The sequence below is a fragment of the Spirosoma validum genome (genome assembly GCF_014699035.1).
GTDB lineage: Bacteria > Bacteroidota > Bacteroidia > Cytophagales > Spirosomataceae > Spirosoma > Spirosoma validum.
On sequence record NZ_JACXAA010000001.1, the window covers coordinates 1001740 to 1027970 of the forward strand.

The 26231-nt window shown below is 45.6% G+C and carries 21 protein-coding genes; all 21 read left to right on the forward strand.

Features of this window, described 5'->3' with window-relative positions; translation table 11 throughout:
- The first annotated feature begins 1 nt into the window (after window position 1).
- The 21 genes from obgE to IC230_RS04075 all read left to right on the forward strand — a co-directional run bounded on the left by obgE (window position 2) and on the right by IC230_RS04075 (window position 26231).
- Window positions 2-1006 (forward strand): GTPase ObgE, encoded by a 1005-nt coding sequence (gene obgE, locus IC230_RS03975; RefSeq protein WP_191037654.1) that lies wholly within the window; start codon window positions 2-4, stop codon window positions 1004-1006.
- 60 nt (window positions 1007-1066) lie between these two features.
- Window positions 1067-4042, forward strand: coding sequence for a sialate O-acetylesterase (locus IC230_RS03980; protein ID WP_191037655.1), 2976 nt, complete (start codon window positions 1067-1069; stop codon window positions 4040-4042).
- Window positions 4043-4223: 181 nt separating this feature from the next.
- Window positions 4224-6401 (forward strand): T9SS type A sorting domain-containing protein, encoded by a 2178-nt coding sequence (locus IC230_RS03985; protein WP_191037656.1) that lies wholly within the window; start codon window positions 4224-4226, stop codon window positions 6399-6401.
- A gap of 179 nt (window positions 6402-6580) precedes the next feature.
- Entirely contained in the window at window positions 6581-6952 is a 372-nt protein-coding gene (locus IC230_RS03990) for an NADH-quinone oxidoreductase subunit A (RefSeq protein ID WP_191037657.1), read from the forward strand.
- 63 nt (window positions 6953-7015) lie between these two features.
- Complete coding sequence (locus IC230_RS03995; RefSeq protein ID WP_191037658.1) at window positions 7016-7561, forward strand: NADH-quinone oxidoreductase subunit B; 546 nt, start codon at window positions 7016-7018, stop codon at window positions 7559-7561.
- A 91-nt stretch (window positions 7562-7652) separates the two neighbouring features.
- Entirely contained in the window at window positions 7653-8153 is a 501-nt protein-coding gene (locus tag IC230_RS04000) for an NADH-quinone oxidoreductase subunit C (protein ID WP_191037659.1), read from the forward strand.
- An 86-nt stretch (window positions 8154-8239) separates the two neighbouring features.
- Window positions 8240-9472 (forward strand): NADH dehydrogenase (quinone) subunit D, encoded by a 1233-nt coding sequence (gene nuoD / locus IC230_RS04005; RefSeq protein WP_191037660.1) that lies wholly within the window; start codon window positions 8240-8242, stop codon window positions 9470-9472.
- A 5-nt stretch (window positions 9473-9477) separates the two neighbouring features.
- The gene (nuoE, locus tag IC230_RS04010) at window positions 9478-9981 is read left to right on the forward strand and encodes an NADH-quinone oxidoreductase subunit NuoE (RefSeq protein ID WP_191037661.1); all 504 of its coding nucleotides are present in this window, start codon (window positions 9478-9480) and stop codon (window positions 9979-9981) included.
- Window positions 9982-9987: 6 nt separating this feature from the next.
- Window positions 9988-11328: an NADH-quinone oxidoreductase subunit NuoF gene (gene nuoF / locus IC230_RS04015; RefSeq protein WP_191037662.1), complete on the forward strand. Its 1341-nt coding sequence runs from the start codon at window positions 9988-9990 to the stop codon at window positions 11326-11328.
- 66 nt (window positions 11329-11394) lie between these two features.
- Entirely contained in the window at window positions 11395-12480 is a 1086-nt protein-coding gene (locus IC230_RS04020; RefSeq protein ID WP_191037663.1) for a 2Fe-2S iron-sulfur cluster-binding protein, read from the forward strand.
- Between the two features lie 86 nt (window positions 12481-12566).
- Window positions 12567-13733 (forward strand): NADH-quinone oxidoreductase subunit NuoH, encoded by a 1167-nt coding sequence (gene nuoH, locus IC230_RS04025; protein WP_191037664.1) that lies wholly within the window; start codon window positions 12567-12569, stop codon window positions 13731-13733.
- A gap of 73 nt (window positions 13734-13806) precedes the next feature.
- Complete coding sequence (locus IC230_RS04030) at window positions 13807-14373, forward strand: NuoI/complex I 23 kDa subunit family protein (RefSeq protein ID WP_191037665.1); 567 nt, start codon at window positions 13807-13809, stop codon at window positions 14371-14373.
- 93 nt (window positions 14374-14466) lie between these two features.
- Complete coding sequence (locus IC230_RS04035) at window positions 14467-15021, forward strand: NADH-quinone oxidoreductase subunit J family protein (protein ID WP_191037666.1); 555 nt, start codon at window positions 14467-14469, stop codon at window positions 15019-15021.
- A gap of 94 nt (window positions 15022-15115) precedes the next feature.
- On the forward strand, window positions 15116-15994 hold the full coding sequence (locus IC230_RS04040) for an alpha/beta hydrolase family esterase (protein WP_191037667.1): 879 nt from the start codon (window positions 15116-15118) through the stop codon (window positions 15992-15994).
- A gap of 126 nt (window positions 15995-16120) precedes the next feature.
- The gene (locus IC230_RS04045) at window positions 16121-17299 is read left to right on the forward strand and encodes an acetyl-CoA C-acyltransferase (RefSeq protein ID WP_191037668.1); all 1179 of its coding nucleotides are present in this window, start codon (window positions 16121-16123) and stop codon (window positions 17297-17299) included.
- Window positions 17300-17483: 184 nt separating this feature from the next.
- A complete protein-coding gene (locus tag IC230_RS04050) occupies window positions 17484-19295 on the forward strand; it encodes an acyl-CoA dehydrogenase family protein (protein ID WP_191037669.1) in 1812 nt (603 codons plus the stop codon).
- A gap of 135 nt (window positions 19296-19430) precedes the next feature.
- Window positions 19431-19916, forward strand: coding sequence for a GyrI-like domain-containing protein (locus IC230_RS04055; RefSeq protein ID WP_191037670.1), 486 nt, complete (start codon window positions 19431-19433; stop codon window positions 19914-19916).
- A 125-nt stretch (window positions 19917-20041) separates the two neighbouring features.
- The gene (locus IC230_RS04060) at window positions 20042-21220 is read left to right on the forward strand and encodes a Gfo/Idh/MocA family protein (RefSeq protein WP_191037671.1); all 1179 of its coding nucleotides are present in this window, start codon (window positions 20042-20044) and stop codon (window positions 21218-21220) included.
- 230 nt (window positions 21221-21450) lie between these two features.
- Window positions 21451-23751 (forward strand): TonB-dependent receptor, encoded by a 2301-nt coding sequence (locus IC230_RS04065; RefSeq protein ID WP_191037672.1) that lies wholly within the window; start codon window positions 21451-21453, stop codon window positions 23749-23751.
- Between the two features lie 83 nt (window positions 23752-23834).
- Entirely contained in the window at window positions 23835-25229 is a 1395-nt protein-coding gene (locus IC230_RS04070) for an HmuY family protein (protein WP_191037673.1), read from the forward strand.
- A 123-nt stretch (window positions 25230-25352) separates the two neighbouring features.
- Window positions 25353-26231 (forward strand): heme/hemin ABC transporter substrate-binding protein, encoded by an 879-nt coding sequence (locus IC230_RS04075; protein ID WP_223860255.1) that lies wholly within the window; start codon window positions 25353-25355, stop codon window positions 26229-26231.

Consider the following 26231-nt stretch of genomic DNA (forward strand, 5'->3'; position numbering starts at 1 on the left):
TATGGCTTCATCTAATTTTATTGATTACGTAAAAATAAATTGCCGGTCAGGCGCTGGTGGAGCTGGATCAGTTCATTTTCGACGGGAGAAACATACTCCAAAAGGAGGTCCTGACGGTGGTGATGGCGGTCGAGGTGGTCATATTATTCTACGGGGAAATTCTCAGCTCTGGACACTTCTACATTTAAAATACCGCAAACATATTAAGGCTGAAAACGGTACAGCAGGTGAAGGAGGCAGACGAAGTGGTGCGCAAGGAGAAGACGTTATCCTGGAAGTACCACTCGGTACTATTGCCCGAGAGCCTGATTCGAGTAAAAAATTAGCTGAAATAACCGAAGATGGTCAAGAGATTATTCTCTTTGCTGGTGGTCGGGGCGGTTTGGGCAACGATCATTTTAAATCATCAACCCAACAGGCACCTTATTACGCCCAAACCGGGGAGGCTGGCCTGGAAGAATGGGTTGTGTTAGAGTTAAAACTTCTGGCTGATGTAGGTTTAGTCGGTTTCCCCAATGCAGGAAAATCTACATTATTGTCTGTGTTGTCAGCAGCCCGTCCAGAAATTGCTGATTATCCGTTTACAACCCTTGTACCTAATTTAGGGGTCGTAGCGTATAGAGATTATAAATCATTCGTTATGGCCGATATTCCTGGTATAATCGAAGGAGCATCGCAGGGTAAAGGGCTAGGATTACGCTTTCTACGACATATAGAGCGCAATTCGGTACTTCTATTCATGATTCCAGCAACTACCGAAGATATTCGTCAGGAATACAATACGTTGTTAAATGAGCTACGCGAGTTTAATCCAGAATTGATGGATAAAACTCGCTTACTAGCAATTACTAAAACTGATCTTGTTGATAATACAGCACTAACTCAACTTAAGAAAAGTTTACCTAAGAAAGTACCTGTTGCTTTTATTTCTTCGGTTAGTCAACAGGGGTTAGATGAACTAAAAGATATTATTTGGCAAAGCTTAACGACTACAGCACCAGTTTAATCGTATATATAGCTAGTAGAATATACTATTAAAGTACTCACCGGTCACGTTTTAACTACTATGAACCATTTTTACAGGGCTTTTAAAACAGTACTGTTATTGTTATTTCCTTTTATTGCATTATCCCAAGTTCAAGTATCTTTTCCCACTTCCCGAGCAGTTTTCCAACGGGATAAAGCGAATCAGGCAACGATTCGTATTACGGGTTATTACACATCCACAGTTACACGAATAGAAGCCCGATTACAGGCACGTGACGGACAAGGCGCATCAATCGATTGGCGTACTATTCAGGATAATGTCACTGGCGGTGTATATGCCGGAGATTTAACAAGCCAGGCTGGTTGGTACAATCTTGAAGTACGAGGAATGAATGGTAATCAACAGGTTGGTAACGTCGCCACAACTGAACGAGTTGGTATTGGCGAAGTGTTTATCATAGCTGGCCAGTCGAATGCCCAGGGTGTTCATCAATCTGCGCCCAACCCGTCTAATGATCGAGTTAACTGCGTAAACTATCAATATCCCGGAGATGGCTATCCAAATGATCCACCAACGCCTGTTTTTACCCAACTTGACAATTCACCGGGTTTTACAATTTCACCAAGAGGCACAGGCAGTTGGTGTTGGGGACAATTAGGCGATCTTTTGGTTAAGCGTCTGAATGTTCCCGTTATGTTTTTCAATGGTGCCTTTAGTGGTACTCCTGTTCAAAACTGGCGTCAAAGTGCCCCAGAAGGTGGTACGGCATATAGTGTCTATAATGGTCAACCTTATCCACCCCGGCAACCCTACATCAATCTTAAACTTGCGCTTCAATTTTACGCCAATGTATTAGGAGTTCGCGCTGTTTTATGGCATCAGGGAGAGGCAGACAATTTACTTAATACTTCCACTAGTCAATACGTCAGTGATTTACAATTTGTTATAAATCAGACCCGACAGGATTATAACAGAAATATGTCATGGGTGGTATCCAGAGCTACTTACGGTGACAATATTGGTGGAGTAGATCCGGCGATTATAGCCGCGCAGGATATTGTAATTAACTCTACCGGGAACGTATTTGCGGGACCTAATACGGACGGTATTCAGGTACCAAGAAAGCGCCCTCCTTTATTCGATGTCGATGCCATACACTTTGATTATGATGGCCTGTTAGAAGTAGCCAATGCTTGGAATAATAGCTTAAATGATTCTTTCTTTCAAAATTCAAATCCCGTTAGTCCGGCTCCCACACCTACTCTTTCGGTTGCCTGCGCAGGTAATAACAGTTTACGGATTAGCGTTAACGGAAATTATTCGAACGTTCAATGGAGTTCAGGAGAGATGGGAAATACAATCACTAAAAGTGGAGGTATATACCGGGCAAAGATTAAAGATAATTTAGGTAATACCTTTTTCTCAGCACAAGTAAGTGTTCCAAACGTAACAGCTACGGTAGCTAACAATGGACTTCCGTTCGTCTGTGCGGGCAATAGTTTAAGCCTAGTTGCGAATTTCGATGCAAATGTAACATGGGTTAATCAGCAGACGAATGCGGTAGTAGGCAATGGACCAACGTTTTCAACAAGTGTTGAAGGGAATTTTTACGTTCGCTATCGTGATGTAAGTGGTTGCGACTTCACATCAAATGTTATTAACGCTACGATCAAACCGTTACCCAGCACCCCTGCTATCAGTAATGACAAGCCTACCACATTCTGTCAAGGAGATAATACGGTTCTACGTACCAGTACTGATATCACCCGCTATAATTGGAGCGATGGTCAACAGGGCAAATCAGTTACTATCAGTAATTCAGGCTCTTATTTTCTAACGGTAACTGATCAGTTCGGCTGTACGTCAGCACAGTCGAATACAATTAGCGTAACTGCAAATCCAGTTCCGGTTAAGCCTGTGATTGCAACCAACGGTCCAACTACGTTCTGCGCAGATCGAAACATTACGCTTACAGCTCCCCAGAACGTAGCTTACCAATGGACGAGTGGTCAAACGACACAAAGTATTACCATAAATGAATCGGGCAACTTTGCCGTTGTTACCCGTAATCAGTTCGGTTGTTCTTCTGTACAATCAGATATAACTACAATTAAGGTTAATCCATTGCCAGCATCTCCTTCTATTTCAGCGGGGGGAGCCACAACATTTTGTGATGGCAACCGCGTTACGCTAACGGCGGCCAGTCCACTTGATGTAATCTGGTCTAGTGGACAAAATGCCAAATCAATTGTAGTTACCTCATCTGGAAATTATGCAGTACAGGCCCGCGACCAGATCGGCTGTTTGTCACCTTACTCAACCGTCATAACTGTTAGGGTTAATCCACTGCCGCCTACTCCAACCATTCTTGCTAATCCAGACCGTATTATTTGCGAAGAAGATAAAGTTACATTACGTGTTGAAGGCCCATATACTGTATTTTGGAGTACTGGTGATTCGACACAGCGTATTGTTACAGGTGCTGCTGGTATATATTCAGCTAAAGTCCGGGATGTGAATGGCTGTATTTCCGCCCAGGCCGGTAGCACAACTGTTGAATTAAGGCCTTTGCCCGCCCCGCCAACAATAAATATTATCGGTACATATACGCTTGAAGCAGTCAGTTCTGCAAACGGAAACCAATTCCGCTGGTATCGAGGGACTGATTCTTTGGCCTTTCAATCATCGATCATAAAAGCCAATCAGTCTGGTCTCTACACTGCCCGCTCATCTACTGTCTATTCGCCAATATTAACTTGCTTTTCTCGCCCCTCTACACCAATTTCATTTACTGTAGATTTAAGCAATAGAGGGCTCAGCATTTATCCTAATCCTAACCCTAATAAGGTTATTATCCTGGAAACACTGGAAAATTTGGCGAATGCAACCGTAACGCTTTTTACTTTATATGGTCAGCAGGTTTTCGCAACAACTGTTCCCCTATTTGATGAACGAAAACAGTTCGTTTTGACAGGGCTGCCTTCCGGTCCTTATATACTACGTGTTCAGGCTGCCAGCTTCAATGTTTCAAAGCGAATTATACTAGGATTGTAATATTAATTCTGTATATACCGTTTAATCTAAAAAAATAGCTTTAATATTGCACTTTACCGGGAAAGTCTAATCATATATTAGCCGTCTGAATGACTACGATTAGATCTATTCTAATCACTTATTTAGGGCGATTTTCGTCTTAACTGTTAGAAGACCGGGTGTAGATTATTGATCAATAAAAATGAGAAACTATTATCTTTTACTGCGTCTATTTATATTCGGTCTGATAATTATCAGTTCGCAAGTAATAGCTCAGACTACGCAAGTAGTTAAAATTACATATCCAGCCAGTAGAGCAATTTTTCAACGCGAAAATAATAATACCAGCATAATTTATTTATCAGGCAGTTTATATCAGCCTACTGATAGTGTTCAGGCTCGAGTGCAGGTAGAAGAAAATGGTCAGGGATTTAATACCGATTGGATTACGATTCAGCGAAATCCGCAGGGAGGTCTCTTTCAAGGCTCAATAACAGCCAGAGGAGGATGGTATCGGTTAGAAGTACAAAACTTCTCGGGTGGTAGAGTGATCGGAAGCGATGTCGTCCGTAAAATTGGGATTGGTGAAGTTTTTATTATTACAGGTCAATCGAATGCACAGGGTTTCCTAAACTATGGAGCAGTAGGAGCTGCAGATGATCGAGTTAATAGCGTCACGTACGACAATAGTACAGCAAATTCACTTAATGACCCGCCAGCACCCACCTTCCAACAGCTTAGTGCGAATTCTTTAATTGGACCTCGTGGCCAAAGTGCGTGGTGCTGGGGTGTATTGGGTGACCTGCTCGTAAAACAATTCAACGTACCAGTTTTGTTCATAAACACAGCTTGGGCGGGCACCACTATAAAAAACTGGGCAGAGAGTTCTACCGGTCAGATTACCAAAAACATATTTGCTATAGGCACTGCCAACGAAAACTTTCCCGCAGGGATGCCTTATGCTAACTTAGTAATTGCACTGCATTATTATTGTTCACTGCAAGGATTACGTGCCGTATTGTGGCAACAGGGTGAAACGGATAATACGCCATTGAATTCTACTCGGAAAGAATATGGCGATGCTATGCAATTTATAGTGAACAAAACGCGCGCTGATACGGATCGTTACCCTGCCTGGGTGTTGGCAAGATCGTCCTTTAATTTGGGGAAAGTCAATGAAAATATTATTCAAGCCCAAAATGACGTAATCAATACCTATAATAACAACGTTTTTGCTGGTCCTTTTACCGATAATATCCAAATTCCACGTTTCGACGACGTCCATTTTGGTAATAGACCGACCAATAATCCTGGCGATAAAGGCTTAAACGATTTAGGTCAGGCATGGTATGAAAGCTTAAACGCTGTTTTTTTTGCCAGTTCACGGCCCTTAGCGCCATTGCCTCCTCCTACAGTAACTGTTACGTGTTCTGCTACAAATAATAGTTTAAACGTTAGCCTTCCAGCTGCTTACAGATCCTATGCCTGGAATTCTGGACAGGCTACGCAAAATATTTCAGTTACTCAGGCAGGGGTATACAGAGCTACGATAAAAGACAGAGTAGGAAATACTTTTCTTTCCCCTGCTATTGATGTACAAAGTCCAATTCAGCCGGTAACACCAACTGTCTCTTTAGCTCGCGATCCAAGCAAGGTTGCAGATAGGCTACAACAAATCTGTACAGATTCCACCCTATCATTGCTCGCTAACGTAGCATCGAATAGTATAGGCCTTTGGAGTAGTGGTACGGCAGTTACTACGGGGCGTACTTTCACAGCAACTAAAGCAGGAGACTATTCCTTGCAGGCGCAAAATGTATATGGCTGTAAATCCGCACAATCACCTTCTATCAATTTGACCGTACGGCCAAAAGTCGCAACGCCAACAATTGAACAGATTGGGGCTTATACGTTGCAGGCGGTTCTACCAACCCCAACTGGCGGTCAACCAGATTTATTCGACTGGCAGCGAGGGGGTGAAGTGATTCCACAGAATAGTGCTGTTGTGAAAGTGGCTGTATCGGCTAACTACTCAGCGCGAGCGAAAACTACTTTCAGCTTATCCAATGGCTCTAACCTGTCTTGCTATTCCGATTATAGCTCACCGAAACTATTTACATTTGATCAGTCGAATGGCGGACTAAGTATTTACCCTAATCCTTCGGCAGACGGTAGAGTTACAATTGAAACGATTGAGAATCTGCAAAATGCCGATGTAGATGTATTTTCACTTAGTGGTCAGTTACTTTTCTCTACCCAGGTTGCCTCGTTTAACGAACGTAAAGCGCTTAATCTTACCGGGTTAGCACAAGGCGTCTATCTGATCCGAGTACGATCTGCAGGTTTTGATATTTCCCGGCGCGTTATTATAAACCGTTAACGTTTAATTTATTAATCATATCAGAAGCCTTTCCACCCGGAGAGGCTTCTGTCGTTAAAGGGAACAGAACTTCAACATTACATTTTTGAGTGTATATTTGATGTATTGCGGTAACGATGGACTATCACAGTTCTATTGGTTTTATCGCTACCTTTGTGTTTATATTCTCAACCTAATCTATGAACGCAACTTACGTCCCGGCTGATTACCTGCCGGTGCTTATTCAACTCGGTTTAGCACTGGGATTTATTGTAACAACAATGCTGGTTACCCACTCGATTGGGCCAAAACGTAACAGTCAGAAGAAGGATGATCCTTTTGAGTGTGGCATTCCGGTTCAAGGGGATGCCCGTACGCCGATTTCTATCAAGTATTTCCTGATTGCTATCCTGTTTGTGCTTTTCGACGTAGAGGTGATCTTTTTATACCCCTGGGCCGTTAATTTCAAGGGGTTGGGTATGACTGGTTTTATTGAGATGGTTCTGTTTATGGGATTACTCTTAGCCGGCTTTTATTACATTATTCGAAAAGGCGTTTTGAAATGGGAATAAGCCTCTAAATGTGAATTTTAGAGCAGGTTTATTCGTTGTTAGAGTAAGCAATCACAACGTTTTATGGCAACTGATATTAAGCTGGCTGAAGCTCCTGCTAGTTACGACGGACCAGGCTTTTCGGCTACTTCCTTTGATAAAATAATTGGACTCGCTCGGGCGAACTCGCTCTGGCCATTACCATTCGCTACGTCCTGCTGTGGTATTGAGTTCATGTCAACAATGGCTTCAACATACGACTTAGCTCGATTTGGTTCAGAGCGTCCCAGCTTTTCACCACGTCAGGCCGATATGTTGCTGGTAGCGGGGACCATCGCAAAAAAAATGGGGCCAATCTTGAAGCAAGTTTACCTGCAAATGGCCGAGCCTCGCTGGGTTATTGCTATAGGGGCCTGCGCTTCAAGTGGTGGTATTTTTGACACCTACAGCGTACTGCAGGGAATTGATCGTATTATTCCGGTTGATGTCTATGTTCCTGGTTGCCCACCACGCCCTGAACAGATCCTGGACGGTGTTATGCAGGTGCAGGAATTGGCCAGGAACGAATCGTTACGTCGCCGTAATACAGAAGAGTATCAGAAATTACTGAATTCGTATAGTATTCAATAAGTAATGAACGAGCGGATGCATAGCTAATGTCTCAAGTGACAACTCTCTATCTCATCCACTCATTCGTAACTCACTCATTCACTCATTGCCAATGCTGATCAACGAAGAAGTTGCGCAGACAATTATCAACCAATTTGGCGAAGCCGTTACCGACTTCGATGATCCGTATAACCTGCTGACGTTTTCAACTACCCGCGAGCAGATTATTCCGCTAATTACATTCCTGAAATCCCATCCGACGTTACAAGTTGGTTTTCTTACGGATATTACGGCCATACATTATCCTGATTCGGTCGGCAAAGAGTTCTGTGTGGTATATCACTTACACAGTCTAACAAACAATTTCCGATTACGTATCAAAGTATACTTAACGGCCGATGATGTCCACATTCCGACAATGACTCCTCTTTTTGCCAGCGCAAATTGGATGGAACGCGAAACATTTGATTTGTTCGGTATTATTTTCGACGGTCATCCTGATTTGCGCCGGATTCTTAACATGGAAGAAATGGATTATTATCCGATGCGAAAAGAGTATCCACTTGAAGATGGGACTCGGGAAGATAAAATTGACGCCTTGTTTGGACGATAAATAATTAGTGGCCAAGCGAATGAGTAAGTTAGCAGCAGCAAAGCTATCAGTTACCCATTTGCTCAGTCACTCAGCCACTAACTAGTATGGTTTCTGAAGAACTCGACATAACTAATAAAAATCTGCCAGCCGAACAAGGACCGGTGCAGTACGTCAACGAATTAACGACGCTTAACCTTGGCCCAACTCACCCTGCAACACACGGTATTTTCCAGAACGTTCTGCAAATGGACGGTGAGAAGATCGTATCGGGTGAGCAAACGATCGGCTACATTCACCGGGCATTCGAAAAAATCGCCGAGCGTCGGCCGTTCTACCAGATTACAACGCTTACTGACCGGATGAACTATTGTTCGTCGCCCATTAATAATATGGGCTGGCACATGACGGTCGAGAAGTTGTTGGGTATTGAGATTCCTAAACGAGCGCAGTACATTCGGGTTATTATGATGGAACTGGCCCGGCTGGCTGATCATCTAATCTGTAATGGTATTCTGGGTGTAGATACAGGTGCTTTCACCGGTTTTCTGTACATATACCAGGAGCGCGAAAACATCTATGAAATCTACGAAGAAGTCTGTGGAGCCCGATTGACGACCAATATGGGACGTATTGGCGGCATGGAACGTGATCTTTCTCCAACAGCTATTCGTAAGATCAAAGAATTGCTCGTACGCTTTCCTAAAGTACTACGTGAGTTTGAAAACCTCTTCAACCGCAACCGGATCTTCATGGATCGTGTGATCGGTGTTGGTGGTATTTCAGCTGAACGAGCGTTGAGCTACGGTTTCACGGGACCAAACCTACGAGCTGCAGGCGTCGATTACGATGTACGGGTTATGAACCCTTATTCATCGTACGAAGACTTCGAGTTCGATATTCCTGTTGGCCAAAGTGGCGATACGTATGACCGCTTTATGGTTCGGAATGAAGAGATGTGGCAAAGTCTGCGTATCCTTCAACAAGCCATCGATAATCTACCCGAGGGACCTCACTACGCCGATGCGCCACAGTATTATTTGCCTCCGAAACAGGAGGTCTATAAGAATATGGAAGCGCTTATTTACCACTTCAAAATTGTGATGGGTGAGATCGACGCACCTGTTGGTGAAGTATATCATGCCGTGGAAGGAGGTAATGGTGAGTTAGGCTTCTATCTCATTAGCGATGGCGGTCGTGCTCCCTATCGACTCCATTTCCGACGGCCCTGTTTTATTTATTATCAGGCTTACCCAGAAATGTGCAAAGGCCTGACACTTTCTGATGCTATTGTGATTATGAGTAGCATGAACGTAATTGCTGGTGAGCTGGATGCGTAAAACCTATGACAACTGAGACAAACAATTCCGCTGTAGAGTTTACACCTGATCGTTTAGAAAAGGCAAATGAAATTATAGCCCGCTACCCTGAAGGCAAGCAGAAATCAGCTTTATTGCCCCTACTCCATCTCTTGCAGGAGCAGGAGGGGTGGACTAGTCCTGAAGGGATGGACTACGTAGCACGTATGCTTGATATCCAACCGATTGAAGTGTACGAAGTCGCTACGTTCTACACGATGTATCATATCAATCCGGTTGGCAAACACGTTATCGAATATTGCCGCACGGGTCCTTGCTGTTTAATGGGTGGCGAAGAAGTTTATTCACACCTGAAGCAGCGATTAGGTATTGAAACAGGCCAAACGACTGTAGATGGTCAGTTTACGTTAAAAGAAGTTGAGTGCCTTGCTGCCTGTGGTATGGGGCCTGTGTTTCAGGTTCGGGAAAAGTACTATATGCACTTGACAAACGAGCGTGTAGACGAAATCATTGACGAGTTATCGAAATAACGTACAATGGCTATCAAGATATTAACTGAGCATATTAACGTTCCGGGCATCGAAAGTTTCGATGTTTATCGGAAACAGGGTGGTTATACGGCTGTTGAAAAAGCCATAAAGACGATGACGCCCGATGCCATTGTTGAAGAAGTAAAAAAAGCCGGTGTTCGGGGCCGGGGCGGAGCAGGTTTCCCAATGGGGATGAAATGGAGCTTTCTAGCTAAACCCGAAGGTGTTCCCCGTTATCTGGTCTGCAATGCTGATGAATCGGAGCCTGGTACGTTCAAGGATCACTACCTGATGAAAAACATTCCTCATCTACTGATTGAGGGAATGATTATTTCGTCTTTTGCACTGGGCGCCAACAAGTCGTTCATCTACGTACGAGGTGAACTGATGTATGTAATTCATATCCTCGAAAAAGCCATTGCCGAAGCTAAAGCAAAAGGTTTTCTTGGAAAAAATATCTTGGGCAGCGGTTATGATCTGGAATTGGTAGTTCAACCCGGTGGAGGAGCTTACATCTGTGGTGAAGAAACCGCTTTGCTTGAATCGCTGGAAGGAAAGCGAGGCAATCCACGTAATAAACCGCCATTTCCAGCTGTAAAAGGTCTTTATCAATCCCCCACTGTTGTCAATAACGTTGAATCGATTGCCACCACGGCATGGATCGTTAATAACGGTGGTGATGCGTATGCGGCTGTGGGTATTGGACGTAGCACCGGTACAAAACTCATTTCGGCTTCGGGTCATATTAACAAACCTGGAGTTTATGAAATTGAGCTCGGTGTTCCTGTCGAAGACTTCATTTATGCCGATGAGTGGTGCGGAGGTATCCGGACAGGTCATAAATTTAAGGCGCTTGTCGCTGGCGGTTCATCCGTCCCCATTTTACCCGCGAATCTGGCCCTGACTCTGGCTAATGGTGAAAAGCGCTTGATGTCTTATGAATCGTTGTCGGACGGCGGGTTTGCGACGGGTACGATGCTAGGTTCGGGTGGTTTCATTGTCTTTGATGAAACGTCTTGTATAGTACGTAACACGTGGAATTTCTCGCGATTCTATCATCACGAATCCTGCGGACAATGTAGCCCCTGCCGCGAAGGAACTGGCTGGATGGAAAAGGTATTACACCGTATCGAATACGGCCATGGGCATCAGCAGGATATTGATTTATTGGTCGACGTATCGAAAAAAATTGAAGGAAATACCATTTGCCCATTAGGCGACGCGGCCGCATGGCCTGTCGCGAGTGCTATTCGACATTTCCGCGATGAGTTCCAATGGCACATTGACCATCCTTCCGAAGCAACTCAGCCGGGCGCTGTGTACAAGGGCGAAATGGCATTAGTATAACGTAACGCGGCTGGAAAGCCGTGATCCAATAATGAAATTGCGCGGCTTTCCAGCCGCATTAATGATATGGAAGACGTAAAGCCGCAATTAGTAAAGGTCACGATTGACGGAATTGAGGTTGAAGTGGAGCCAGGTACAACTATTTTGCAAGCCGCTCGTAAGATTGGACCTGCTGTAGCACCACCGGCTATGTGTTACTACCAGCCTCTGAAAGGTAGCGGTGGTAAATGTCGTGCCTGCTTAGTCCGAGTGGCCGCTGGATCAGCTAAAGATCCTCGTCCAATGCCTAAATTGGTGGCATCGTGCCTGACGGCTGTGCAGGATGGTATGGTTGTAGAGAACGAAACCAATCCTCAAGTAATTGATGCCCGGAACGGTATCGTTGAATTCCTGTTACTGAATCACCCGCTTGACTGCCCCGTTTGTGATCAGGCTGGCGAATGTGATCTTCAGAACTTCGCCTTCGACCACGGCAAAGTGACAACTCGCTACGAAGAAGACCGGCGGACATTCGAAAAACAGGACATTGGCCCCTATATTCAGCTACACATGACTCGTTGCATTCTGTGCTACCGTTGTGTGTTTACAGCCGATCAGATCACCAATAAACGTGTTCACGGTGTATTAGGACGTGGTGATGCATCTGAAATCGGTACGTATATCGAGAAAGCAATTGATAACGATTTCTCTGGTAACGTAATTGATGTATGCCCAGTAGGAGCATTAACGGATAAAACGTATCGCTTCAAAAACCGGGTTTGGTTTACCAAGCCGGTTGATGCGCACCGCGATTGCCCAACCTGTTCAGGAAAAGTTACGCTCTGGTATCGGGGAGAAGACGTAATTCGGGTTACGGCTCGAAAGAACGAGTGGAATGAGGTTGAAGAGTTTATCTGCAACACCTGCCGCTTCGATAAAAAGAAAACTAGTGACTGGACGATTGAAGGACCAACGAAAGTTTCTCGGAGTTCCGTGATTTCAGCCAACAAATATCGCGCGGATACGATCAAGCCAAGCTTTGGTCAACGGTTAGCGGCTGCAGAATACAAACCCATTCATGATGAGCGTGATACGTCGCAACTAGACATACAACAGTTGCCGCCGGAACGTTTTGCCAAAGTGCTGCCGTCGGCTATGGAGCCCGAGCCTTGAGAAGTTTAACGTGGTGTCGGATTCTTAGACCCGACCCTTTACTTATTAAATAGTGCCGGGTTTAAGAACCCGAAATCACACTAAAAATGGACTTAACCATATTAACCGCCAAAGGGATAATCATCCTTGTGATTTTCGCCGTAACACTTGGCATTGCGGCCTATTCAACGTACGCAGAACGGAAGGTGGCCGCTTTTCTGCAAGACCGTATCGGTCCGAACCGGGCGGGTCCCTGGGGGTTGCTTCAACCGATTGCGGATGCTGGCAAAATGTTCTTCAAAGAGGACTTTATTCCGTCACAGGCTAGCAAATGGCTCTTTATTCTCGGTCCTTGCTTAGCCATGCTAACTGCTCTGATGTCGAGTGCTGTCATTCCATTTAGCGATACGATACGGTTTGCCTGGAATAAAGTTAATTACGAGGTTCCTATTCAGGCCATCGAAATTAACATTGGTGTTCTGTACATCTTTGGCGTAGTGTCGCTGGGCGTTTATGGCATCATGGTTGGTGGCTGGGCTTCGAATAACAAATTTTCTTTGCTGGGAGCTATTCGGGCTGCATCGCAGAATATCAGTTATGAAATTGCACTAGGCCTGTCATTGATTGCCATTCTGATGATGACAGGTTCTCTTTCGTTACGTGCTATCATCAATGAGCAGGCTACTTTTTTCGAATGGAACGTTTTCACGCAACCACTAGGTTTCGTCATTTTTCTGACCTGCGCTTTTGCCGAGTGTAACCGTACACCATTCGACTTACCTGAGTGTGAAACGGAACTGGTTGGTGGGTATCACACCGAATATAGCTCGATGAAATTGGGCTTTTATTTATTCGCTGAATACATCAACATGTTTGTTTCGTCGGCATTTATCTCAGCGCTGTACTTTGGTGGTTTTCACTATCCATTCATGAGTGTAGTTAATGGAGCGCTGGAAAATTCCTTAGGAGCTGTGACGGGTCACAACATAGGGACAATCATTAGTCTGGTCGTTTTCTTCGGTAAGATTTTCTTCTTCATTTTCTTTTTCATGTGGGTTCGGTGGACGCTGCCTCGCTTCCGTTATGACCAACTGATGAATTTGGGTTGGAAAACATTTATTCCGCTGGCTATACTTAACGTAGTGATAACAGGAGCTGGCTTGTTGTATAATTTCAAATACTCAAGCTGGTTGATCGCTATCGTTATGATTGTATTAGCCGTAATGTCAACAAGCCGTGCTCCTAAGCGGGAGGTTATTCCGCAACAGTCATAAATCGTGTTTGAAGGTTAAGAGTTAAATGAATAATAGATTTTAGCTCTTAAACGACAAATTCCAAACGAATCCTATGCAATTAACGAACCGCTCCAAACAAGTCAGCAATAAGGAAATGACGCTGGCGGAGAAGATGTATTTACCCGCCGTTATTAGTGGGCTAGCGATTACAATTAGCCACTTCTTTCGGAAGAAGCCGACGATACAATATCCAGAAGTAAAACGCTATCTGGGACCAATTTATCGCGGCCATCATATTCTGAAGCGCGATGAACAAGGTCGTGAGCGTTGTACTGCCTGTGGGTTGTGCGCTGTGGCCTGCCCAGCGGAAGCTATTTCGATGGTAGCTGCTGAGCGTAAGAAAGGGGAAGAAAACCTGTATCGCGAAGAGAAGTACGCGGCTGTGTATGAGATTAACATGCTACGTTGCATTTTCTGCGGACTGTGTGAGGAAGCTTGTCCCAAGCAGGCCGTTTACCTGCGTCATGATCGTATGGTCCCTGTTTTTCTGGAACGCGACGAAGTAATCTACGGAAAAGATCGGCTTGTTGAACAAATGGATGATCGGTACATTCGCTCCAATAATTCTGAAGTCAAAACAACGCCCACAGAACCTAGTTTGACTCGGGCCGCTACGTAGTAAAATGTCATTCGGAACCTTGGGTTGTCATTTATGGACTTTCTGTAAATGACAACCTAATAGCAACAATGACTAGTTAATGACCATTAAACTATGAGTGAGACACTTACTTTCCTTAAAAGCCTGACCCCTACCGGATATTTGTTTCTGGCATTGACGGTCATTACGTTATTTAGTGCTATTGGTGTTGTAACAGCGAGAAACCCGATTTACAGCGTCTTAGCCCTGATTGCTACATTCTTTTGTCTGTCTGGCCACTATATTCTGCTAAATGCTCAGTTCTTGGCGGCTGTTAATATTATTGTCTACGCTGGGGCTATTATGGTTTTGTTCCTATTCACGATCATGTTCCTGAATCTTCGGAAAGAGGACGAAGAATCGAAGACTAATCTGACCAAAATGGCATCGGTCGTCGTGGGCGGGATATTGATGGTTATGCTTATCACGATTTTTCGGGCTAAAAGCGCACAGGTGCCGACAGTAAGTAGCCAAACATTTGATGCCAAAACGGGCTTAGTCGAAAACTTAGGGCAGTTGCTTTATAACGATTACATCCTGCCTTTCGAATTGGCATCGGTATTATTTCTGGTGGCGATGGTGGGTGCCGTTATGCTTGGCAAGCGCGAGGCTGGTGACCGCCATTTCTAATCTGAATTTATGAGATTTTCCTGATTATTTTTGAAGCCGCTCAATGAGCGGCTTTTTTTCAATAAAATTTCACGACTCTTAACCAACCCTTCCCATGCGTTGTACAACACAACTTGTGCTCTGTTTATGTCTACTTAGTGCGAAGCTGGCTTCAGCGCAAAATCAGTTATTGACCGATTCCGTTTTAGTCGAAGGCCATTATCGAATCTTTCATTTTGTCAAATCGCCCAAGCCCAACGCTACGTTGATATTTGTTCTGCACGGGTCAGGGGGAGATGGTATAGGCGTTCGGAAAGGCGCTAGCAAACTGGAGGAAAAAATAGACTCAGAAAACCTGCTGCTGGTTTATCCAGATGGATACAAGCGATACTGGAACGAATGCCGGAAAACAGCCAATTCACCCGCGAATCTGGAGAACGTTAATGAGAACGCCTTTTTCGAAGACATGATCAACTATTTCGACAGGAAATACCTGATCAACACAAACCAGGTTTTTGCGGTCGGTACGTCGGGAGGAGGTCACATGGCTTACAAGCTAGCATTAACAATGCCCGAAAAGCTACGAGCTATTACAGCGCTCATTGCCAGTTTGCCGGATACGAATAATATGGACTGTGCCGAGAAGCAAGTTGCAGTCCCTGTACTTATTGTCAATGGAACCGATGATACAACAAATCCATATGAAGGTGGCGAAGTCAAAACAGGGAACATCAGTATGGGTCTGGTACGTTCGACGGAACGTACGTTCCGGTACTGGGCTGAGTTAGCAGGTTACAAAGGCCAGCCTGCAAAAGAAGCTTTACCCGATACTGACCCTAGTGATAAAAAAACAATTGAGCGCTACACCTACAAAGAGAAAGGGAAACCCGAGGTTACGTTATTGAAAGTTATCGGCGGCCATCACGATTATCCAAATGACATCAATGTCTATCTCGAAGCGCTGAATTTTTTCAAGCGTCAGCTAAATCCCTAAAGCGATATTGTCGTTTCCAGGAAAAATAGTATGCTTGCATAATAATTCTGAACATTGTAATTATTCGTATCGAAAACGAGTTATTACGGTAAGTTTTTTGCTAAATCAGTAATTAACATAGCCATTATGGATGCATACATTGTAGCCGGATACCGTACCGCTGTGGGCAAGGCTCCGCGTGGAGGTCTTCGTTTTACCCGCCCCGATGACATGGCGGCTGAAGTTATCAAGCATTTATTGAGCCAGGTTCCTAATCTTGATCCGGCTCAGGTAGAGGATCTGATTGTTGGTAATGCTGTTCCAGAGGCTGAACAGGGCATGCAAATTGCTCGTTACATTGCCCTGCTGTCATTACCGAAAAGCGTACCGGGTATGACAATCAACCGCTATTGTGGCTCTGGATTGGAAGCGATCGCCATTGCTTCAGCTAAAATCCACTCTGGATTGGCGGATTGTATAATTGCCGGTGGTACAGAGTCAATGTCATTAGTGCCCGTAATGGGCTGGAAAACAGCCCTTAATTACGAAATCGCAAAATCTCATCCCGATTATTACATCGGTATGGGTCTTACTGCCGAGCAAGTCGCTCAACAATTTAAGATCAGTCGCGACGCCCAGGACGAATTCGCTTTTGAATCGCACCAGAAAGCATTGGCCGCGCAGAAAGACGGTAAGTTCACCGATGAGATCGTTCCAATTAAGGTCAGCGAAACGTACTTCGACTCAGACAGTAATAAAAAGAAAACCCGTGAGTGGACGGTCGCCCAGGACGAAGGGCCACGCAAAGACACCAGCGCTGACGGTTTAGCCAAGTTGAAACCTGTATTTGCTGCGGGGGGATCCGTAACAGCGGGTAATTCATCGCAAACATCGGACGGAGCCGCGTTTGTAATTGTTATGTCGGAACGGTTGGTAAACGAATTGAATTTACAGCCCATTGCCCGAATGGTTTCATACGCTACAGCTGGTGTTGAGCCCAAAATCATGGGTATTGGTCCAGTGGCCGCTATTCCCATTGCCCTCAAAAAAGCTAGCTTAAAGCAAGATGATATTGACCTGATCGAACTAAACGAAGCTTTTGCCGCTCAGTCACTGGCTGTTATTCAGGAACTGGGTCTTGACCGTAGTAAAATCAATCCAAACGGTGGGGCCATTGCGCTTGGGCACGCGCTCGGTTCAACGGGCGCACGACTTTCGGTTCAGTTGCTGAATGAAATGCGTCGTCGTGATCAGAAATACGGCATGGTTTCGGCCTGCGTGGGTGGTGGTCAGGGCGTTGCGGGTATTTTTGAGCGACTGAATTGACCCAAAAAGTTCAACCAATATGTACTCTACGACCGCTTAGCCTGCTAGATATGAGCTAAGCGGTCGTCGTTTTTTATAAACGAATTCTTCTTGTTAAAATATTATTAGTATGCTTGCATACTATTTTTAAAATGGCTTTATTTGTTAACGAATTAGTATGCAAGCATAACAAACTTCCCTAAAGATGATTGCAACAGAGCCTAAAGCCTCTATTAAGGGTGGCGAATTTCTGATCAAAGAAACCGAAGCGGCACAGGTTTTTATCCCTGAAGAATTTACAGAAGAGCAACAAATGATTGCGGCAACCTGTCGTGAGTTTTTGGAGCGTGAAATATGGCCGCGCTTAAATGAAATTGATAATGCGAAATCGCCTGAGCTAATTTCATCATTGATGGACAAAGCGGGCGAATTAGGTATATTAGGTACGTCGGTTCCCGAGCAGTACGGCGGTTTTGGGACGAATTTCAATACATCGATGCTGGTTGCCGAAGTAACCGGTGCAGGGCACTCCTTCTCGGTAGCGTTGTCGGCGCACACGGGTATCGGTACGTTGCCCATTGTCTATTACGGCAACGAAGAACAAAAAGCGAAATACCTGCCTAATCTGGCTAGTGGCGAATGGAAAGCCGCTTACTGCTTAACTGAGCCCGATTCAGGCTCTGACGCCAATTCTGGCAAAACAAAGGCTGTTCTGACCGAAGATGGTAAACATTACGTCCTGAATGGACAGAAAATGTGGATCACAAACGGCGGCTTTGCTGATGTCTATATCGTTTTCGCCAAAATTGACGAAGACGGTAAAACTGACAAAAACCTCTCGGCTTTTATTGTTGAGAAGGGCTATGAGGGCATTACGATGAATGAGCCGGAGCACAAAATGGGCATTAAAGGGTCTGATACGCGTCAGATTTTCTTTAATGATGTGCATGTACCCGTTGAGAATCTGCTGTCAGAACGGGGTAATGGGTTTAAGATTGCGGTAAATATCCTGAATATTGGACGTATCAAACTAGGTATTGCAGCAGTTGGTGGATCAAAAGAAGTCATCAATAACGCGGTACGATATGCCAACGAGCGCAAGCAATTTAAAACGCCCATTTCCCAATTTGGTGCTATTAAGCACAAACTGGCTGAAATGGCGTTGAAAGTGTATGCTTCCGAAACGGCTTCGTATCGTGCCGGTCAGAACATTGATGATCTGATTGAAGACCTCAAGGCAAACGGTACCGAGGATAGCGCGGCCAAACTGAAGGCGCTGGAGCAATTTGCTATTGAGTGCGCCATCATGAAAGTGCATGGTTCAGAAGTGCTGGATTACGTTGTCGATGAAGGTGTTCAGGTGTATGGCGGCATGGGGTATTCGGCCGATGCGCCGATGGACCGTGCGTACCGTGATGCCCGTATCAACCGGATTTTCGAAGGCACGAACGAAATCAACCGGATGCTGATCGTCGACATGATGCTGAAGCGCGCGATGAAAGGAGAACTCGATCTGATGACTCCAGCCATGGCCGTTGCTAAAGAGATTATGTCGATTCCTGATTTTAATACGGACGAGGAGGAAGGGATATTCATCGCCGAGAAAAAAGTCCTGAAAAATCTGAAGAAAGCGGCTTTAATGGTGTCCGGTGCCGCTGTTCAGAAGTTCATGATGACGCTATCGAACGAGCAGGAGATTCTGATGAACGTAGCCGACATGGCTATTGAAATCTATGCTGCCGAATCGGTGCTGCTACGTGTCGAAAAGCTGATTGGCCTCAAAGGTGAAGATGCCGTTACGTTACAGAAACAAATGGCGTTAGTTTATCTGCATGAAGCTGTCGAGAAAGTGAATAACGCCGGTCGGGCGGCTGTTACGTCGTTTGCTGAAGGTGATGAATTACGCGGCATGCTGATGGGTATGAAGCGGTTCACGAAAATTGAACCAATGAATCTCAAAGACGCTCGTCGTCAGATTGCCGATGCTATGATTGCCGAGAATAAATACATTTTCTAGTTACTATCAATAACTAAATGATCGCGAGCCAGCCCATAAGGTTGGCTCGCTGCTTTTTATAAAACCCTACTGACATACGGCTGTCACCATGTGAAGCGACCTTTGTTGCAGTCATTCACCAATCCCCAATAACCCATGACAACGCAACTGTCGATTCCAGAAAACGCTTTATCTGTAAAAGAAACGCAGCCGTTTACCGCCCTCACGTTCACTACGCGCACTACGTTGCTAACCCTATCGCAATACGTGCCTAGCGTTGCTCAACATCTATATCAGGAAGCCTCTCGCCTTAATCTTCATGCTGCCGGCCCCATTCAATGGATTTATACAGGTGCCAACAGCGATGAAACCAATGAATTTCAGTTGGAGATTGTCTTACCCATTAATCAACCGGGCGAGCCTACCGAGGAATTTTCGTATAACATATTTCCAGCCTTTCGGTGCGCAACTTATGTCTATACAGGCCCCTGGAGCGACTTTGGTGAGGTGTACGATGCGCTGTTTGCTCAACTTTATCGGAAGGGTTATCAGAGTGATGGTCACGTTCGGGAGATATATTCTGTTGTTGATCATGCGAATCCAGCGAACTGTGTGACAGAAATACAGATTGGTCTCGTTTAAACTCAGTTTTGAACCGTAAACATGTAGCCCCGAAACTGGTAGAAATTCCAGCTTTGGGGCTTTTTATGGAATCTGGTACGTATTCCATCTTGCGTAGCTTTATGACGTTCAACAACCGACAGTTCATGAAAAATCAGCAATCCAATTCCCGACGAACTTTTCTACGCAATCTGGGTGCAGGTGCATCGGCCTTATCACTCCCACTTCTCGGTTATGCCGATAATCAATTTGTCCAGCATGAATCCAGTGGACTTTACTCATTACGTACTGAGCTTGACGCTATGGGCTTAGCTCAGCCGGGACGAAAGCTAGGTATAGCACTCGTGGGCTTAGGCGGCTACAGCACAAACCAGTTAGCTCCAGCTTTGCAACAAACCCAGAATTGCCGCCTGGCGGGGATTGTAACAGGCACTCCATCCAAGGCAGAGGAGTGGATGAAGAAATATAATATTCCGAAGGCTAATGTCTATGATTACAAAACCTTTGATCGGATTGCTGATAACAAAGATATCGACGTCGTCTACGTCGTGCTGCCTAACTCGATGCACGAAGAATACGTAGTGCGGGCGGCTCAAGCGGGCAAGCATGTCATCTGCGAGAAGCCTATGGCTATTATGCCGAAAGCTTGTCAGAATATGATTGATGCCTGTAAAAAGGCAAACAAGCAATTGGCAATCGGTTACCGCCTTCATTACGAGCCATTTACGAAGGAAATAATGCGCTTGGGCCAGGAAAAAGTATTTGGCCCGGTTAAATTCGTAGAGAGTAGCGATGGTTTCCGGAGTGGCGATCCGAATCAGTGGCGTTTAAAGAAAAGTATGGCCGGTGGTGGGCCGCTTATGGACGTAGGCATCTACGCCGTGCAGGGCGCGCGTTACGTAACAGGCGAAGAGCCTATTTCGGTGACGGCACAATTTGCGCCAAAAACAGATCCACAAAAGTTTAAGGACGTTGAGGAAACAATGTTCTGGCAGTTCGAATTTCCAAGCGGAGCAGTCTCCAATTCAACGACTAGTTACGCAGCAGGCGTTGAACGCCTTTACGCTTCCTGTGAAAAGGGCTGGTTTGAACTGGCACCTGCGTTCGGGTATGGCCCACTTAAAGGCCGAACCAGCAAAGGACCGATTGAACAACCCGTCGTAAATCATCAGGCTGCGCACATGGATGGTGTCTGTAAAGACCTGCTCGATGGCAAAAAACTCCCTAATCACGTAACGGGTGAGGAAGGACTACGGGATGTTCGCTTGTTACAAGCCATTTACCAGGCCGCTGAAACGGGCAAAAAAATCAACCTGAAAGCTTAAGATTCTGATAAACGAGCGACTCGCTTCTCTAAAAATAGCCCTCCTACAGAGGGCTATTTTTTTGGCTATAGCATTCTGGCACGCTGATCGTTTTTAGTAGGTATATAATTTAATAAGACAAATTCTAAATAATATTTGATTTCACAATCACGTTTTCTTTACCTTTACGCACTATTTATAATGAGTCTACATATTGATAGCTAGATTTAGGTGATCAGTTGGTAATACTTATGAGCAATACATGTACCTATTTTCTCCTGCAACTAGGCTTACTTCTGTTTATGAGCGTACCTACGCTTCGGGCGCAGCAAACGGATGGGATTGGCATTGAAGGTATCATTTTATTACCGGATGGTACGCCGGGAGCATTGGCAACGGTGCAGATAAAAGGGACTAAGAAAGGAGCAACAGCCGACGGAAATGGGCATTTTTTCTTGTCTGACATAGCTCCAGGAAAGCACGAATTACTCATCTCAATGGTCGGTTATGAGAGCGTTCGAGAACCTGTGTTTCTAGAAAAAGATAAACATACTCAATTTACAACCCGCCTGAAACCGGCTAATACTCAACTAAATGAAGTTGTTGTAACAGGACAGTACGAACCTCAATCACTCAAAAAGTCGGTTTATAATGTACGCGTAATCGATAGTGAGCGCATTCGCTTGCGAGCTGCCGTGAACGTAATGGGTGTGCTGAATAACGAATTGGGTTTTCGCTTTTCTAATGACCTTACGTTAGGAACCAACGATGTGCAGCTAATGGGGATGTCGGGACGTAACGTAAAAATTCTGCTGGATGGCTTGCCCATGGTCGATCGGGGTGATACACGCGAAAGCCTGAATCAGATCGATATTAACAGTATCGAACGTATCGAAATCGTAGAAGGACCCATGTCGGTTTCGTATGGGTCCGATGCGTTGGCCGGTGTTGTCAACATCATCACCAAAAAACCAGGTGCTGAACGGCTTGGCATTACCGCCCGAGTCCAGGAAGAAACGGCTAACCAGGACTATAATTTTCTGGCTAATCAGGGAGTACACATTCAGAATGCGGGCGTTACGTGGCAACAGAAAGGCTGGAATGCATCGGCTGGTATTACCAATAATACGTTTGGTGGCTGGCAGGGCCAATCTCTAGGCCGCACGAAAGACTGGCTCCCCAAAGATCAGTTGTTCGGTCATGGTAAGTTCGGCTACCGTACGGATAATACAAACATTTATTACCGGCTGGATGCGCTGAAAGAGAACTTGCTAAGTCAGGGGCCCGAAAATGAAAATACACACCAGGCTCGCGACCAGAAATATATAACGTATCGTTATGTCCATCAACTTCAGGGAGACTGGAAGCTCAGCGATCGGCTGCAACTAAATGGCCAGGCTTCCTACACGGATTACCAGCGCCGGACGCAAACGACGATTCTGGATGTAACAACGGGCCGACGTACACTTTCATTGGGTGAAGGCGAGCAGGATCTATCAAAATTTGCCAGTCAGACGTATCGCGCTACGGTATCCTATAAAGTTTCGTCGGCCGTTTCGTTGCAACCGGGTATTGACATTAATCTGGACGCAGCTTCGGGCGCGCGTATTTTGGGGGCGCCGACTATTAACGATTATGCTTTTTTCGTCTCTTCGACGCTCAATCCAACAGCCAACATCAGCATTCGTCCGGGTTTGCGGTTCATCAAAAATTCGGTTTACGACGCCCCACCGGTTATTCCTTCCCTTAACACCAAATTCGCCCTCACGAAAAACCTGGATCTGCGCTTAGCTTACGCCCGCGGGTTTCGGTCGCCCGCGTTACGTGAACTGTATTTCAATTTCTTCGATGCCAGCCACTCGTTACGGGGAAACCCGAATCTGAAAGCTGAGCATTCGAATAGCTTCAATGGATCGCTGGTTTGGCAGGGAAGTGCCTGGTTTAAATCGACGCTCGGCTTTTTCTACAACGTCTTCAATAATCTGATCAGCTACGGTACCGACCCCAGCGACCCCCGCATTCAGATGAATATCAACATCGACAAATTCAAAACGACGGGTGCTACGTTGGAAAACGTATTCAGTTGGAAAGACCTCAGTGCTACCGTAGGCTTCTCTTACATTGGTCGCTACAATAACTTACTGACGGCTCCTGACACGACAATGTATGCCAATCAGGTTCCTTCCTTCCTATGGTCGCCAGAGGTCAATTCGAACTTCACCTATGTCCTGCGAAAGATCGATACAAAGCTTAGTCTTTTCTACAAATACTCAGGAAAACGCCCAACGTATCTGGCAACGGTAAATACCGACGGAGAAGTGAGGGCAACCCTAACTGAAATAGCACCTTTCCACTGGGCCGACTTCACAATCACCAAAGGTCTTGGTAAGTGTCTGACACTCACGACTGGAATCAAGAACCTGTTCAACATTACGCGTCTAGCCAATACATCTACCGATACAGGCGGGGCTCATAGCTCGAGCGGCCCGGCTCCTGTAAGTTACGGGCGTTCGTACTTCCTTGGCCTTACGTTCCAGTGGTATAAAAACTAATCATTCCTGACGAAACCGGACGCTTAACCACCAATTAATAAACCTAATTATCAAAGTTCCAGTCCCACAAAAAGTTAACTCATATGAAACGGATTATTGTATTCATGCTCGTTCTGGCGATAAGTGCGTTAAATGCCTGTAAGGAGAGTGATCCACCACTACCAGACAACGTAGTACAGTTTGAAAGCGCCGAACAGGGCCTGGATGCTGCCACGAAAGAAGCGACGATCAAGCTAAAATTGTCACGTGCTGTTGATGCCGCTACGCCCATAACCGTTCAGATAACGCCAACCGGTATCGCCTACGGAACCCAGTTTACAACCACCCCGGCAGCGAATGGTAATGTCCTTGCACTAACGGTGCCAGCCGGTAGTAGCGAAACGTCGTTTAAACTGACGAAAACTGACAATATCTTCCTCAGTGGCACAGAAACGGTCGATCTGGCCATCGCGTCGGCAACAAGCCCCGTTTTAGTCGGTACGACGAAAAGCCTCAAAGTTAAATTCACCTCGATTGTTTCAACGGGTACTACGTTGACGCTTGACGGCGGAACAGGCGGTTCCAGCGCCGTAAACTCGGTGTTTGCCGATTTGAGCAATAATACTTCCACACCAATACGTCGGGCAGCCTGGGATTTAGGCTTTTATTCGGGTACCGACTTCCGGGTGATTCTGAATAACATGACGGGGGCAGCTGCTACGGCACTGAACAAGACTGACTTGGCGCAGGTAACAGCCGCCGATACGGTAGGGCTGAATCTAGCTTTTAGCGGTACGAATCCCGATCCAGCAACGATGGTGCTGCTTGACGATGTATCAGGCGATCTAACCAAAACGGTAATTGCACCCGTTTCGGCAACTGACGCCGAAAACAAAGTATATATCATCAACAGGGGTACGAGTGGCGGAGTAGCGGCCAAGGGCTGGATGAAAGTGCGCATACTACGTAATGGCACTACGGGCTATACGCTACAATATGCAGGAATTAAGGAAACGACATTCAAGACCGTTTCTGTACCAAAAGATGCGGCTTATAACTTCAAATTCGTGTCATTCGATACCGGAGCGGTAGTAGATGTAGAGCCTGCCAAGGCTCGATGGGATTTCGTCTGGACGGGTGCCATGTACAAAACCAACTTTGGCACTGCTGATGTTCCATACTATTTCGCCGATCAGATATTCATTAACCATCTGGGTGGTGTTACGGCTGCTGAAGTCATGACCAGCGCTGTTACGTATGATGCTTATGCCGAAAGTAACATTGCCACCACTACGTTCAAAAACGACAAAGTGGTTATTGGTTCGAACTGGCGAGTGGCTAGCCCGACACAAACGGGCGTAAGAACGGATCGGTTCTACGTCATCAAGGATGCCACTGGAAACGTTTATAAGCTGAAATTCATCAGCTTCGCTACACAAGACGGTGGCGAACGCGGCAAGCCTAAGGTTGAATTCAAGCTGGTTAAACAAGCAATCTAACAATACGTAGCGTGGCTCTTCAGGCCGCGTAGCCGTCGGGCTAATGGGGTAGCCGAAAATTTTTAGCCTGACGGCTACGCGGCCTGAAGAGCCACGCTACATAAATACTATAAAACGATATTAATGATGAAAAAACTGTCTGTCTTTACTACGTGGCTGGGTTGCCTGCTGATGGGTTTGCTCGTCAGTAATCAGCCTGCTCTCGCGAATAAATCACCGAAAGAGGAACCCATTCGAATCGTCTCGCTGGATGGTACGGTGAGTGAAATTCTTTGTGATTTGGGCTTACAATCGCATTTGATCGGTGTCGATGTGACCAGTACGTATCCCGAGTCTCTGCAAAAGCTGCCAAAAGTTGGTCACAACCGGAACATTTCGGCTGAAGGTGTTATTTCCTTAAAGCCTACACTCGTACTGACTTCCGTGAATGCCGGAACGAAACCCGAAGTAATTGAGCAGATCAAATCGGCGGGCATTAACGTCATTACGTTCCAGCAGGAGTATAGCGTAGCCGGAACAAAGAAACTGATTCAGGATATTGCCAATACGTGTCAGGTAACGTCGAGAGCCAAACCGCTGATCAAGAAACTAGACGCCGATCTGGCACAGGTTAAGAAAGCGGTCGGTAATCCGAAAGTGCTGTTCATTTATGCGCGTGGTACGGGTACGATGATGGTATCGGGCAGGGGGACGCAGGTTGACAAAATGATTGAACTGGCGGGTGGCGTCAACGCTACGTCCAGTTTCGATAATTACAAACCACTTACCGCGGAAGCCCTTGTTACGGCAAATCCCGACGTTATCTTACTGTTCGACAGCGGTTTGGAAAGTCTGGGCGGATCTGAGGGCCTGGCGGAAGTTCAGGGTATTGCTCAGACGAATGCCGGCAAAAATGGACGTATCATCGTTATGGATGGTCATCTGCTGACGGGTTTCTCTCCTCGTTTAGGAAAAGCGTTGCAGGAATTGACCCAAAAGATTTCGCAGAAGCCTAAAGTATAA